The 14,571-nt window shown below is 43.9% G+C and carries 10 protein-coding genes, 1 tRNA gene and 1 pseudogene; 4 read left to right on the top strand and 8 right to left on the bottom strand.

Annotated elements, in window-relative coordinates:
- Window positions 1-63: 63 nt before the first annotated feature.
- Entirely contained in the window at window positions 64-390 is a 327-nt protein-coding gene (locus LYNGBM3L_RS32345; RefSeq protein WP_008191363.1) for a DUF3082 domain-containing protein, read from the top strand.
- A 443-nt stretch (window positions 391-833) separates the two neighbouring features.
- On the opposite strand, the gene pabB is transcribed toward LYNGBM3L_RS32345, so the two are convergent.
- Both pabB and LYNGBM3L_RS32335 read right to left on the bottom strand, forming a co-directional pair.
- The gene (pabB, locus tag LYNGBM3L_RS32340; protein WP_008191361.1) at window positions 834-2,330 is read right to left on the bottom strand and encodes an aminodeoxychorismate synthase component I; all 1,497 of its coding nucleotides are present in this window, start codon (window positions 2,328-2,330) and stop codon (window positions 834-836) included.
- Between the two features lie 362 nt (window positions 2,331-2,692).
- The gene (locus LYNGBM3L_RS32335) at window positions 2,693-4,270 is read right to left on the bottom strand and encodes a dynamin family protein (protein ID WP_202799293.1); all 1,578 of its coding nucleotides are present in this window, start codon (window positions 4,268-4,270) and stop codon (window positions 2,693-2,695) included.
- A 309-nt stretch (window positions 4,271-4,579) separates the two neighbouring features.
- Here LYNGBM3L_RS32335 and LYNGBM3L_RS34455 point away from each other — a divergent pair, with 309 nt between their 5' ends.
- Both LYNGBM3L_RS34455 and LYNGBM3L_RS32325 read left to right on the top strand, forming a co-directional pair.
- Window positions 4,580-5,422: a pentapeptide repeat-containing protein gene (locus LYNGBM3L_RS34455; RefSeq protein ID WP_008191356.1), complete on the top strand. Its 843-nt coding sequence runs from the start codon at window positions 4,580-4,582 to the stop codon at window positions 5,420-5,422.
- Between the two features lie 133 nt (window positions 5,423-5,555).
- Window positions 5,556-5,626 (top strand) — tRNA-Cys (locus LYNGBM3L_RS32325).
- A 58-nt stretch (window positions 5,627-5,684) separates the two neighbouring features.
- Here LYNGBM3L_RS32325 and LYNGBM3L_RS32320 read toward each other — a convergent pair.
- The 3 genes and pseudogenes from LYNGBM3L_RS32320 to LYNGBM3L_RS49235 all read right to left on the bottom strand — a co-directional run bounded on the left by LYNGBM3L_RS32320 (window position 5,685) and on the right by LYNGBM3L_RS49235 (window position 10,000).
- Window positions 5,685-8,288 (bottom strand): MBL fold metallo-hydrolase, encoded by a 2,604-nt coding sequence (locus LYNGBM3L_RS32320; protein ID WP_008191354.1) that lies wholly within the window; start codon window positions 8,286-8,288, stop codon window positions 5,685-5,687.
- Window positions 8,289-8,336: 48 nt separating this feature from the next.
- Window positions 8,337-9,597: pseudogene (locus LYNGBM3L_RS32315) on the bottom strand (RNA-guided endonuclease InsQ/TnpB family protein).
- A 271-nt stretch (window positions 9,598-9,868) separates the two neighbouring features.
- Complete coding sequence (locus LYNGBM3L_RS49235) at window positions 9,869-10,000, bottom strand: hypothetical protein (RefSeq protein ID WP_267872131.1); 132 nt, start codon at window positions 9,998-10,000, stop codon at window positions 9,869-9,871.
- A 503-nt stretch (window positions 10,001-10,503) separates the two neighbouring features.
- Between LYNGBM3L_RS49235 and LYNGBM3L_RS32310 the strand changes: the two genes are divergently transcribed.
- Window positions 10,504-11,469: a DMT family transporter gene (locus LYNGBM3L_RS32310; RefSeq protein ID WP_008191349.1), complete on the top strand. Its 966-nt coding sequence runs from the start codon at window positions 10,504-10,506 to the stop codon at window positions 11,467-11,469.
- A gap of 134 nt (window positions 11,470-11,603) precedes the next feature.
- Here LYNGBM3L_RS32310 and glk read toward each other — a convergent pair whose 3' ends face one another.
- The 3 genes from glk to hxpB all read right to left on the bottom strand — a co-directional run bounded on the left by glk (window position 11,604) and on the right by hxpB (window position 14,568).
- Window positions 11,604-12,581 carry a glucokinase gene (gene glk / locus LYNGBM3L_RS32305; RefSeq protein ID WP_008191346.1) on the bottom strand — a complete coding sequence of 326 codons (978 nt, stop codon included), beginning with the start codon at window positions 12,579-12,581 and terminating at the stop codon, window positions 11,604-11,606.
- A 129-nt stretch (window positions 12,582-12,710) separates the two neighbouring features.
- Entirely contained in the window at window positions 12,711-13,748 is a 1,038-nt protein-coding gene (locus LYNGBM3L_RS32300; RefSeq protein ID WP_229414776.1) for a zinc-dependent alcohol dehydrogenase, read from the bottom strand.
- Window positions 13,749-13,896: 148 nt separating this feature from the next.
- Window positions 13,897-14,568: a hexitol phosphatase HxpB gene (gene hxpB / locus LYNGBM3L_RS32295; RefSeq protein ID WP_008191342.1), complete on the bottom strand. Its 672-nt coding sequence runs from the start codon at window positions 14,566-14,568 to the stop codon at window positions 13,897-13,899.
- Between the last annotated feature and the right edge of the window lie 3 nt (window positions 14,569-14,571).

The following is a 14,571-nucleotide window of genomic DNA, read 5'->3' as shown; positions in this document are numbered from 1 at the left end:
AAGCTACTGGATAATAGTTTAAACCCTGCTTAATACTTGCTGAATACTGGTCACTAATGACTAATGACAACATCTAACCAAGACACGGAAACCCCTAACAGTACTCAAGCGCTACCTTCCCCCTGGCGCTGCCTTACGGGAGCATTGATTTCTGGAGGATTGACGAGCGCTATTTATTTTATAACTGCCTCGATTGCTACAACCTTTGCTAATAAACCCCTCACCTCTAACTCTCAGACAGCCCTCAAAATTGCGATCGCAGTTCGGACGCTGGTAGTGGGAGTCAGTACCCTAGCCACGTTTATCTTTGGTATTACTACCATTGGTTTGGTAGCTTTGGCAATTCAACAACTCTACCGAACGAAGTTCGGCACTCTACCGCCCAAGTGAGGGTCTACCGATAGGTTATTGTCTGGTAGTTGTTGACTTTCACTACAGCAGTGGACAAAAGGGTTAACTAACAGATATGGTCAATTAACAAACAATTAACAATTAACCATCTCGGTTTGTAAACCATCTAAACTCCAATTCCCCTCCCGTTATAGCCCTTAGACAAGCGCGGGAGACGGGGCGTATAAAGTGCTCCTGCAGGTGACCCACACAGCCCCTTGGAAATTGGATACCGAATTTGTTGCGTATCCTAAATATTTCTGCTATAATAGATATATTATTACACTCGTTCGCTTAGCGTCTCCTAGGGAGAGAAGAGTGTCGGTTTAAGTGCAAGCTGAAAAGCCTCTGCTGGAAACTTAAATCAACAAAAACCTTGAAAAAGTAAGCCCAAGGATTTGATCTGAGGGTGTAGAGGCTGTTTGGTTCAGCCGTTAAGGGTTTTATACTCTTAAGAATCCCTCGCTATAATCTCGTGATTTAGCGACGGGAGTATCAACAATCTCAAACAACTCTGGAGAAAACTCTCCACAAACCGTGTAGACAATCCCACGCACTAGGGCTTCAGCCTTGAGTAGGGTTTCTTCAAATTCCAGCTGGGGATTTGATAACGCAATCAGAGCACCACCGATACCAATCGATACTTGATTGGGAGTAATCTCAGCAGTTCGGATCACAATGTTAAGGTCTGCAGCACCGTTGAGTGCGAGAAACCCGATCGCTCCGGAATAGATTCCCCTGGCCTGAAGTTCCAATCGATCAATAATCTCCATGGTTGAGATCTTAGGAGCACCAGTCATGGATCCTCCAGGAAATGTGGCACGGATACAGTCTCCCACCCTTACATCTGGACGCAAACGACCCCGAATTGTACTCACCAGTTGATGAACTGTGGCATAGGTTTCCACATCCATTAACTTAGGGACATGGACACTGCCAATTTCGCAAACCCTGCCCAAATCGTTCCGAAGTAAGTCTACAATCATTATGTTTTCACAACGGTTTTTTTCCTGAGTGCGTAACGCTTCGCACAACAGTCGATCTTCTTCTTCTGTTTGGCCTCGTGCGGCAGTTCCTTTGATGGGTTTAGATTCCACCCAACCTGAGGGGTCAATTTTCAGGAATCGTTCTGGGGATGAACAAGCCACAGCTAGCTCGCCAAATTTTAGGAAGGCAGAGTAGGGTGCAGGATTGAGTTGGCGCAACCTTCGGTAAAATGCCAAGGGGTCAAGTTCGATATTGGCATAAATTTTGTTAGTCAAGCAAATTTCGTAGCTTTCTCCAGCTTTAATTTGATCGAGACTTTCTTGAATATCTTCCAGATATCTCTGGTAGGAACGACTCAATCGAAAGCTAACTTTTCGATGAGTATAGTCTAACTCAATGGGAGGCAAAGGAGGTAGAGTACAAAGCTGTTTTTCGATACCTTCAAACCAAGCATTTGTTTGCTCAGTTTCCCCTTTTTTAGTCAGACACAACAGATAGGTTACTTGCTCTTGATGGTCAAAAGCAATAATTCGGTCTGCTAAGAGAAACATCGCATCTGGAAATTGCGATTGATGGACTATATTTCCTCCACATTCTGCTTTTAGTTCGTAACCAAAGTAGCCAACAAAACCACAGTTAAAGTCAAACGGAAGCCCTTCTAAACAGTTGTATCGACGCTCAAGTTCTCTGTGTAGATAGGAGAAGATACTTTCTCTACGATGTGTTGTTTGGCCTGAGCAGTTAATGGTAAGTTTTTGGTCAGTAATCGAGTATTGCACTACCAGGCTGTTTGGTCCTGTACCATCTCCCATAAAAGAAAAACGAGATAGACCAGGTTCTACGCGAGAGCTGTCTAGCCAGAATGCTGTCGGTTGTGAGCCAAATAGATGAACAAACACTCGTTCCGAATCAGGGTAGACCGTGAGCTTGCGACTATGAATATTAAAAATCATTTGATGAAACAGCCGTGACTTAAGCATTCAGCCGTCAGCTATCATGCTTAAAATAAACATCGACAGGGAGAATTTAATAGTTCGAGATTTTACAGAATTGAAAGTGTGGGCAAAAGCCCATCTAAGCATATGCGCTACGCGCACGCGTGCGCGTTCAGCAGTCAGTGGTCAGCGGTCAGTGGTCAGCTTATTTTATTCAAAAGCACGGATTGCGCTACGCGCACGCTGCGCGAACAGTAACCTGGCCAATAACTGATAGCTGATAGCACCTCAAGTAGCACCATCTGTAGCGCATAAGCTGATAACTGATAGCTGATAGCTAATAGCTGATAGCTGATAGCTGAATGCTTACGCTGTGACAGCTATAGCTGCTCTACCTCCTTTAAAATATCGTTAATCTCCTGCCGGAGACTTTGTAAATTATCCTCCAATGATTGACTGGCAGCGAGTTTATGCTCAATTTCCCCCAGTCTCGGCTTCAGAGAGTCAGTGAACTGCTTGAGGCTGTTTACCAATTCTTGCTGCAAACCTTGTTTTAGCTTATCGGTATAGTTATTCTGCAACTCACGCAAGGTTTCATCAAGCTGTTGGGTTGCCTTATCACGCTGCTTAGGAACCGCATTGAAGCTAAACATGGTCAACATCAGAGCTAGTACAAAAGCTGACAGATCAAATAGTGCAGCAGTGGCTACCACATGTCCGCCAATTCCTGTTGCTGCGGCGGCAGTTCCCAAGGTCAAAAAATTGTTGAGTCCCTTTTCTGAGGCTACCTTAAGATTTTCAGAGATAGAAGTGGTATCAATTTTACCACTATTAAGTTCGGGAACCTGAAACGAGTCTTCTGAGAGGCTTGCTGCTACTTGTAAATCTTCCCTAGCTTCCCGAATAATTTGTTCTCGATATTTCACAAGAGTTGATGCTGCTTCCTTAACAATTTCCTCCATCTGCTGCTCAAGTTTTACCTCCTTAATCGCCCTAGCTACTTTTTCTTCCAGTAGGTCGTCTTCCCTAATAATACGCTTTTTCAATAGGCTAATGAAGGCGAAATTATCCTGGATTACTTTATGTAATTGTTGAATTAGATTGGTAAACAGGTCACGAATTTTTTCTCTAAAGACACCAAAAATCAGGTCATATTGCTCAATTCGCTCATCGATTCGCAACAGAGATCGGTCAAATATCGTCTTTTCGGCAATGACTTTCTGCCGTGCCTCATGGTTCTTTTTCTCTAACTGCTCTAGGTAAACTAACAAAGAGTTCTGAGGACCCTGAAGTTTTAGCCGTATTTTTTCGGTTTCTGCCAGAAACTCTAGTAGGAAGTCTCGTAGGGTGTCGATGTCGTTGCCAGTGCGTGTTGATACTGTAAATAAAGGTGGTACTTCTGTAAAGACATCATGAAGTCCATCTTTGACGTGTGAGATAATCTGTTCACTCTCTTGTGGGGTGACCAGATCCACTTTATTAATAATAACGATTACTTTACGTACCCAGATCTTACTGACTAACGAGAGAAAGTCCAGCTCTGATTTAGTCAGAGGTCGTTCCACTGAGGTGACAAACAGGATGATATCAGCATGCTGTAGATAATTCTCTGTAAGTTCTTGGTGACGTTCAATGATAGAGTTTGTGCCTGGGCTATCAATAAAGACAATGCCATCAAACCCCTCTGGGTAATAGGGTTGAATCGAGTTTGTGGTCGGAAGTATGCCCACAGCAGCTAGCTCGTCATTACTCAACCGATTCAGCACACTGGATTTTCCGGCATTAAATTCTCCACAGACAAAGATCGAGAAGGGATTTTCCAGTTGCTGTTTGAGGGCATCAAGATCAGGGCAAGAGACATTGAAAAGCAGCTCTGCTTCCACAAAGAGTAGTTTTACACCTTTGATGGTGTTGAGGCTGCGGTTAAAGAGATGCTCTTGTTGAACAGGAAGGGTCACCACGTTACTATGAGCGAAATGAGCGAACAGATCTCATTATATTAGCAAGTATTAGCAAGATACAGAAGAATAAATCCAAAGCATACGCTAATTAACCATAGGCCCAGCGTCACTTTAAGGTAAGTTTATTGACTGGCGGGATAGATTACCCTCACTTCCGTGATCAGTTTAGCCGTGAGGTCACCAACCTCGATTAACCAACCATTAACACTTGAAAGTCTGGCTTGCTAGATTAGAAACTGAAAGGCTTGACAGCCTGACGCTGATACTATCTCAGCTCTAACTGGCTTCCCAACGCTCCAAATAACTATGAAACTCCCAAAAGATCGTATCCCTGAAGACCAAGCCCACCAAGTATTCGCCCTAGCGGCTCAACTCTATGCTCAGCACAACCAAAGCTATTCTGTAAAGGAGTTGATTGAAGCAGGTAAAGAGGCACAAATTCCGCCAGAATTTATGGAAAAAGCCCTTGCTGAGATTAAAAAGCGATCGCATTCTAAATCCCTACTCCCCAAACATCATAGTAATCGGTCTGGTCTGATGTTGATTGGTATGGGTACAGTCTTACTCGCTCTTGCGGGTATAGGATGGTTAGCTAATTTTGTAGAACCTAGACGAGTCGCAGAAGCGGAGCTATTGGAATCTACACCAGTCCCAGAAGCAGCGCCAACAGAGGTAAGTGTGCCTCAAGACCAATCCACAGCGTTTGGGGATAATCTAGGGTCAGGGCATATTAATAAGTGTACACCCCTGATCGATAAATACCTCAGCGGTGCTAACCTAAGTGGAGCAGATTGTACGAATGTGGACTTGTCAGGAGCAGATTTGACTAATGCTAACCTGACTGGTGCTAATTTCAGCCGTGCTGATTTAAGTCAGGCTAACTTAAGTAATGCCAATCTCACTGGTGCCGATTTTGCTGGAGCAGATTTAGCCAATGCGGATTTAAGCGGTGCTAACCTGACTGGTGCCAATTTAAGTAATACAGATTTAAAAGGATCTAACTTGACTGGTGCCAATCTCAATGGTACCGATCTGGCGAGGGCAGACTTAGAAAGGTCTGATCTCAGGGATGCTATGACCAATGGTGCTAATTTCGAGAATACTAATCTAAATCAGGTAACTTGGCCTAACGGTAGCATTAACCAGTAAAAAAACTACTTATAAGCGTTCTTTGCGTCTTCGTTGACTAGGTCAGCACCGGAGAAAGGGGACGCACTGGACGCGGAAAAATTTGTAATATGGGTAATTAAACAGAAATAGTATGATATAATAAGAAACTAGTGGCGGCATAGCCAAGTGGTAAGGCAGGGGCCTGCAAAGCCTTTATCCCCAGTTCGAATCTGGGTGCCGCCTTTTTTAAATGGATAAGCTCGGGAAAATCTCGGAGATATTGAGTAGGAGAGCGCTCCTGCTAGTAATCAACTTCCTCTGCCAACAGAAGGTCAGTGTCAAGAGTTGACAAATCCTGGACTTTAGATTGAAATTGATCACAGATTGCCAAGGGATCAACCCTCCGCTCAAACAAAGGACTATCAGGAGATTCACAAAATCTACCACTGAAAAACTGACACACGGCACAGCAATCCTTTCCACTCTTAAGCCCTGCTTCAATTTCTTCTTCCTGAAGTATCATTTCCGGTTGCATGGGAGCAAGCTTGAGATTCACACCATCCCATCGCGCTTTGATAATGCCGCTGATACTCAAGGTCTGCCATCGAGGGTCTTTTTCCACTACCTCTTCGGGAACTCGCAACCAAGCATCGGTCCCAAAGGTCTCCACCATCACGTCAAACTCTTGGGGTTGCTGAATCTTAGCAAGCTGCTGTCGGGAAAGCTGTTCCGGTGCTACTCCTAATTCAATTTTATCCCCCACAGCAGGAATATGAATATAGAACAAGGACTGATTGTCTCCAGACCGGGCTACTTGGTGTAAGGCTTCTAATTCTCCGTGAATTAAGACTAGGTGCTTGGGCTTTACCTTGTTGATTACTTGTCCGAGTCCCACCTTATCGGTATGGGCAGAGAGGTTAAACCGTTTGATTTGAGCTTTGACGGTAATTGGTTTCCCATCTAGTTCAATAGTGTCCCCAGTCTTGAGACTTTGCAGGAGTCGGCCAGGGGATTCTTCATCAGTGTAGCCAGAAATAAAGATGGCAGCATTCTCTCGCTCTAGCAGTACTGAGGCATAATAGACTGAAGGTCCACCGGTCAGCATACCGGAACTGGCCACAATTACACTGGGTTTTGCGATCGCAATCGGACGTTCCCGAAAGTGTTCGATAGAAATAATCGGGGGTGTACTGGTTTTATCAAAGAATGGTTCCTGGCCGTTAATCTTAACTAAGTTTTGAACTGGAACAGGTAACAAGTCCAGGTTTTCTCGAAATACCTCTGTGACTGCTCTGACCAATCCATCCACAAAGATGGGAACTGTTAATTTATTAAATAACTTGGAGGTGCGGATCCCTAACAAGATTTCCTGAGCTCTACCCAAGGCAAAAGAGGGAATCAAGACATTGCCCCCAGCTTGCACTACTTCAGCAATGGATTCCATCAATGCAGTTTCTTGATTTCTTCTAGCGGGGTGGACAGAGGAACCATAGGTAGACTCAGTAATTAAAATATCCGCTTCAGGAAGCTCAGCTAAATTCAATCCGTTAGTGGTGCGACTATTGGTGGTGTGGAAGTCTCCGGTGTAGAGTAAAGACATATCCTTATAGCGCAGATAGATACAAGCCGCACCCAAGATATGCCCGGCATTGATAAACCTTACCATTAGTCCTGGTAAGGGCTCAAAGTCTTTGCCTACTGGTTGAGTTTCCAATTGAAACAAGGTTTGTTCTAAATCGGCCTCATCAAATAACTCGGGAGAGTCTTCATTCAGTTGCTGTATCTTCAGTCCATCCCTGAGCATGACATGGGCAATTTCTCTGGTGCCATGAGTGGAAATCATCCGCGCACCAGGGTAGCGGCTGTGAAAGACGGGGACAGCACCAAGGTGGTCTTGATGGCTATGGGAGATCAGGAGCAGGTTAGGATTATCCAGATAGTCCAACGCGGGCAAAGGGTCGTAGCCTTTGGGTCGAGTGCCACAGTCTAAAACTACTTCATAGGGACCAATCAGAATTTTGAAACAACTGGCACCAATGCTTCTAGCTGCTCCTAAAGGAGTAACAATTAAACGATCATAGGATTGAGAATCAACACTTGCAGATGGGATATCCGGAAACTGGTAATAATATACATGGATATAGTTTCCCTTCAAACTCACTCGTGCTTGTTGCTGGGTTGAAGGGGAGAACGCTTCCCATTCCCATCTTGTTCGACCTCGCTGTTTAGGCAAGTCTAATTGCCAATCGTTGACACCAGTTTTCTGTTTCAACGTGGCTAAGACTCTATCAATGGTTTCCGTCGGGGGAGCAGCTAGTGTGGATTTGGAGGGATTTAGGTCATCTGATAGCCTGGTCAGAGCCTGCTGTAACAAGGTTGTTTGGGTTTGTTGAAATGTTGACTCATGTTTATACTTCCTAGACTCGACCGGTTTGTGGCTGCGGTTTTTCTTCGAAGCTGGGCGGCTATTGGAATTGTGCTCTACTTGGGGTAAAGCTCGATGTAAAATCAGGGTATCCCGTTGGCGCTTAGCAACTACTTCCCACAGTTCCCCAATTTTCATGTGCTTGCTAGAGCCTAAGACACTGATTTTTAGGGTTTTCTGTCCTGGTCTGGACACTTTAAGTTGTACAAACTGTCCCCGTTTGCCTAACTGCACGACTCTGCCAGCGATTAACCATTGCTCCTCCTGGACTGTCTCAGTCATCGCTTCTAGGTAGAGAGAGCCAATTACACCATCTGAGCTAGTATTAGGGGCGACTTGCCAGGAATGGATTCCAGTAGGAATCTCATCAGTGGGTAAGGTTTTGATTTTGAATCGAAGGCCATCCTGACTTAGGAGATAGTTTACCTGAGCTACTGACTCGATGTTTCCAGTTAAGGTGCATTGGATGGTGTTGGTCATCGCTGTAGTGCCATTAGCAGTGGACTGTGTGACTATTCCTACATCAAATCAAAGATTATGATGTAGGCTTCTCAGATTTACAAATGAGACTTGCTGATCCTCAATATCTTGTATCGATTTACCACAGCCATTCAGCGGCAGTCCAACCGCCATTAACGCACGATTCAAAATGTTGATACCACTGTTCCAGTCACGGTCAATCGAAACACCACAACTGGAACAATGATGAACGCGCTCACTTAAACTTTTCAAGGGCCCTAGATCCACAATTGAAGCACTCAATACTTGTCCGACGGGGGTCAACTTTCTGGAGTAACAAACCGCGTTTGACCGCTACTGCTTGTAAAATTTCCATAAATGCCCCCCACGCCGCATCATGTATTGATTTGGCCAGTTTTGTTCTGGCAAGTCCTTTGATGTTTAAATCTTCATGAGCAATCAGGTCGTAATTACTACATAACCAATGAGCAACTTGATAATGAAATTCCTTTCGGCAACGGGTTAAATGAAGGTGCAATAAAGCCACTTGATTCTTAGCTTTTTCCCAGTTTTTAGAACCCTTAACACGACGCGACATAACCCGTTGGGCTTTTGCTAACTTGTCTTGAGCCTTTCGGTAAAACTGAGGAATTGCAATAGCCTCACCATCTGATGTGGTTAAAAATTTTTCTAAACCCACATCAATACCAACAGACGATTTAACTGAATCTACAGGAAGAAACTCAGGGACAGTATCATCTTTCATTGAAATGCAACAATACCAACCGTCTGCTTTTTTAACGATAGTGCATTGTTTGAGAGTGAAACCGTCCGGTATAGGTCTGTGCATTACCACAGGTATCTCACCAATCCGACTCAGCTCAAGCACTCCATCTTTTAGATGTGCTCCCGCTCTGGAATTGTTAACCCGTGGGAATACAAAAGATCGCAAGTCACCAGTTTTCTTAAACCGTGGTCGTCCCCCTCGTTGACCATTAACATCAGGTTTTCGCCATCTATCCCATGCTTTATTAAGCCGTTGTAGGTTAACCTGCTGAGTTTCTGTGTAGATTTGTTTGTACTCAGGGAACCACCGCTTAGTTTCTTTAAGGGCGGCTTGCTGGGTGTAGTAGTTGACAGGTTCCGGAATTTCACCAATCGGCTCACTCACAAGACTGCAACGGTCAATCGGGGTTCTAGTCCGCTTGAGCCAGTCAAGCCGTTGCCCTAGAGCATAGTTCCAGTGACGACGCAACAATTCAAGCCATCTCTCCATGATGGCTATCTGTTCGTCACTAGGCTTGATTCGATAGCAGTAAGTTAACAGCATAATGTGATTGTACTACTTGCGTACTGTTGAGAACCAAGATACCCCGTCGGGCAATTCCCCTCCCGCGCTTATCAAAGATTATAACGGGAGACCCCTTGCCCGTTTAGTTAGGAATTTTCTGGATTAGTTGCCACTTTAATGGTAGACAAGAGAATGGGAAATGATCCCAAATTACTTGGGTAGTTACTGATAATCCTCTATTATACCAGATCCGGTAGAGTGTAGCAGATATCGGATTCACTGATTAGGCTCAAAGGCTCGCGACTGAGGTTCAGAGGATAAACCGACCCAACAGTTGTTCAAAGAATGCCTCGTCGTGCTTTAGGGATGGTCGCCCGATCACCCCAAAGGGATGCTCCTTCAGAGCCGCTACGGGAACGCAATAATAGTGCGATTCGGGCAAAGCCCGACCCTTCGCGAACGCTATATCGCCATATCGCAATAATAGTAAGCCTAACTCTGGGATACATTGCCAATACTATCGGACAGGATACTATATCAAATCCGTTTAATTGTCCATAATAAAAATTACGATATTGTTAATCATCACTAATCCTCCAGACGTGATATAAAAATTTGATACTGATTACCTTTGATTTGGTGAGCAGGATACTTTATGATTAGACTATTATTTATTTGGAGCAGAATAGTAGGTTATAGCTTAGCTAAACTATACTAAGCTATCAGCTAATCAGCTATTCATGATGAGTGTAAGATAACAGACCAAAAAGACCCAAGTAACGTCAGCATCACCCACGAGGAAAAAACCTCTCCTCTATAGACGTTAACTCTAACGTCTATACTCTCCTAGGTTGATCAACCCAATGATTGCCTTAATTTAGCTATCATTTGATAGCTAAATACTTACAAATTACGGTATTTTTAGTCAGCATCTAACACCAAAAAATGAAAGCGATAGTAACAGAATACAATAGAGAGCAAACATCAGAATTACTACCAATACTATTATTAGTAATTGCCTTACTTGCTTTATCTATAACAGCCATCTTAATCAGGTTTTCTCTTCAAGAAATAAGTGCTAATGCCACAGTATTCAATCGTCTTTGGATAGCTACTCTAGTCTTTGGTTTGTGGAATGGATTCAGCCAAGTACGTACTCAAACATCCCAGAAGAACTCTGAACCACAGTCAGGTTACAAAATTGTCGATATCTTACTTTTGGTAGGCGTAGCGATCTCTCATCTGAGTGGTAGATTTCTATGGACTTGGTCCTTAACTCAGACGAGCGTTGCTAATAGCAATGTCCTAGGATCCATAACACCATTTTTCGCTACTATAGGAGGATGGTTAGTATTTAAGCAACGTTTCGACCGTAGATTCCTCATTGGTCTGCTACTTGCATTGTTAGGGGCAACTACTATACAAATTGAGGATTTGCTAAAATCCTCCAATAATTTTATCGGTGATACTGCGGCCTTAGCATCTTCTGTATTTTATGCAGTAAACTTTTTACTACTAGAACAACTGCGAACCAAGTTTTCTGTAGAAGGAATACTGATTTGGCGCTGTGCTTTGGGAACACTGTTTATGATCCCAGTGGTTCTGATATTCAGCGATCAAATTTTCCCGATTTCTTGGTCAGGATGGTTAGCAGTGATTTCCCTAGCTCTTGTCTGCGAAGCTGTGGGACATGGTTTAGTAGTATACAGCCTCAAGAATTTTTCTTCAGGCTTTGTTTCCTTAGTGCTGCTTCTTGATCCAATCGTTGGCGCTATTCTGGCCTGGATTCTATTTTCAGAAAGCCTAAGTATTCTTAACATACTAGCTTTTGCTGTGATTATAGAGGGAATATATCTAGCAAAAACTGGCAAAGGTGCTGATAAGCCAAGTATTAAGGAACAAAACACCTAAGACCATTTTCCGTTATGGATGCTATAATTATTTAGTCGGTAATTGGGTTAGTCGGTAATTGGTAATTGGTATAGCAGTTTTCACTGGATTGAGAACTGCTATAACATGCTTACCTATTAATAAATTAGGATTAGTTATGTTGAAGATAGACTTCTGCGAGCATACCAAGCAGCACCCTGCAAAGCGGCCTGGTCATTAAGAATCACATAGATAGGAATAGACTTCAGCAAATCTACCATCTTATCCTTATTAATAAAATTTTCCATAAACAGAGGTTCACGCAGCTTATCGAGAATGCGAGGGGGAATCCCTCCACCGATATAAACACCGCCAGTTGCGAAAAACTTAAGGGCAGCATTTGCGGCTTCAGATGCCAAGATTGAGACAAACATCTCTAAAGCTTGCACACAAAGGGGACATTTATTGGCCAGAGCTGCATTACTAATTGCTGCAGCTGGCTCTCCTTTGCTCATTTCTTCTGCTAACCATTCAGGGGTGTTGCCATGACCGCTATCCCGCAAATAATTATACATACGAACTAACCCAGGACCTCCTAGAAGAATCTCGTAGCTAACCCGCTTGTATTCTTGCTGAACATAACGCATCAGTCCCACTTGAAGCTCATCCAAAGGAGCAAAGTCAGTACTCCCACCTTCAGATGCGATCGCATGAACTCGACCTTCCACCTCAACGGTTGCTGCTTCTCCCAAGCCAGTACCAGGTGATACTACTGCTCGATTGCCCCCTGGTATTTTAGTGCCGACATTAAGAGTAACTAACTCATCATCCTTTAGGGTTTCTATGCCATAAGCATTGGCTTCTACATCGTTGAGCAAACTAACCGGAACACCGGTAACTGAAACTAATTTAGCCGCTTCTACTTTATCCCAAGGTAAATTAGTCAATTTACACACACCTTCCTGTATTGGACCAGGTAAGCCGAAACAAGCAATTTTAATGGGATGCTCACAGCTTTTAACGAAAGCCCCAACCAGATCTTCAAAACTGTGATAGTCTTTACACTTATAAGTGCTTTTTTGGACTATAGAGAGGTTCTCGTCAAATACCGCTAATCGGCAATTTGTTCCGCCTAAGTCACCTGCTAATATCATAAGTAATTCAAAATTACAAATAAAAAAATGCTATCAACGTTTTAAGTTAATTATACCTTAATCAGTAAGCATTCAGCCGTCAGCCGTCAGCCGTCAGCTGATAGCTGATAGCTTACCTTAATCAACTTCTTAAAAATCAATCACTAAGGCTCGGCAATCCGGTTGATTGTGGATATCAACTGCTTCTGTTGTTAATTTTGAGAAGGGAATAGTATTGGTAATAATCGGTTCTAGATCAATCTTCTTTGTGCAAATTAGTTCTATGGCCTGACGAAAATGCTCTGGAGTATATCGATAGCTACCATAAATCTTGAGGGAACGATAATGAATTAAATTAGGATTGCCCCGAAACTCAGTTCCCGGGGGTGTTCCACCAAACCCAACTGCGGTACCGCCACACCTGAGCAGGGTCAATGCCTGCTCATAGGTTTCCCCAGAGCCAACGGCTTCAATAACCACATCAGCACCATAACCGTCGGTTTGAGCCATAACTATCTCTTTGAGAGACTCTCGGGTAACATTAACGGTACGATCAGCACCCAAAGCTGATGCCTGTTCCAGAGAATCATCATGTTTGCCAGCTAGAATAATTTTGGTAGCACCTCTCAAGCGCGCTAGCTGAAGGAAGGTCAGTCCCACACCGCCATCACCAATAATTACCACACAATCGGACAAACCAATATTAGATAAGTCAATACCCTGAAGGATACAGGCTAGTGTTTCTGTATAGGCAGCAAATTCATAGGGAATCGATGAAGGCAGTTCAACAATTCCGCTAGCCAGGGAAGCCGGAACGCATACAAACTCAGCCATGCCACCGGGTTGTAACTTAGTTGGGTTGAGGCAATGGCCTAATGCTCCTCGCTGACAGTAAAAACACTCTCCACAGGGTTTTTCTGGGTTGACGGTAACGCGCATCCCTGGTTTGACTTTGGTAACACCCTCCCCTACAGCAACAACATCTCCTGCCAGCATCCTACCAAAAATGACTGGAGGATGATGCTTGGCGTGTCCCACTAATACGGCCCGTGCGTGCATCGCACAAAAGAAACATCTCTGAACCTGTATCAATACTTCCCCTGGGCTAGGTTCAGGTCGGTCTATTTTTTCTAAGCGAAAGTTCTCACGTCCTGGACCATACCAGACCGCAGCCTGCATGGTTGTCATACTATCCTGCTCCAATCTTGTTTACTGTCCACTAACCTTGAGTGCTCAGCTATCAGCTAATAGCCATCAGCCCAAGAGCTAATCGGGATTAGCTGATAGCACGTGGATCTCTACCTCCGTATACATACATGTTTAGGTGAGGTTTAGCCTAGCTATATTCAGCTAAAAACTTTTTCAGCCAAGGCTCAGTGATTTGTTCTAGGGATTCAAGGGTGACATCTGCGATCGCAAAACGTTCATCCTCTAGATTTTCTGGTGCTGGAACTGCAATACATGCCATGCTGGCAGCTTTGGCACTAATCACGCCACGAACCGAATCCTCTAAGGCAACACACTTGGTTGGTTCTATACCCAGACGACGGCTAGCGGTGAGATATACTGCTGGATGGGGTTTACCAAATTCCTCGGCTTCTGCTGATGTAATCACATCAAAGGCATCCTTTAAATCGAGCCGTTTGAGTACTGTATCAATTAGACCGATGGGAGATGACGTGGCTAGGGCTAGGGGTAAGTTTAATTCCCGACACAAGTTTACGGTTTCAATTGCACCTGGCATCGGTTGTCCCATGGTCATCAATAGGTCACTCATCCGAGCAATCATTGTTCGACATACCTCAGCTTGGCTCATACCAGTCCAAGGAAATCGAGCATACCAATACTTGACCACCTCATCGTTTCGCAAACCCATTGTTTGAGAAGACATACTCTCGTTCATGGGAATGCCAAGGTCATTGAAGACTTCGATTTCTACCTTAGACCAAAACGGTTCACTATCAATTAGTAAACCATCCATATCAAAGATCACAGCTACATCCTGCATCAG

This window comes from Moorena producens 3L, from assembly GCF_000211815.1.
In the GTDB taxonomy this organism is placed as follows: domain Bacteria; phylum Cyanobacteriota; class Cyanobacteriia; order Cyanobacteriales; family Coleofasciculaceae; genus Moorena; species Moorena producens.
Note: the sequence above shows the minus strand (reverse complement) of the source record. Positions and strands in the feature narration are given on the sequence as shown.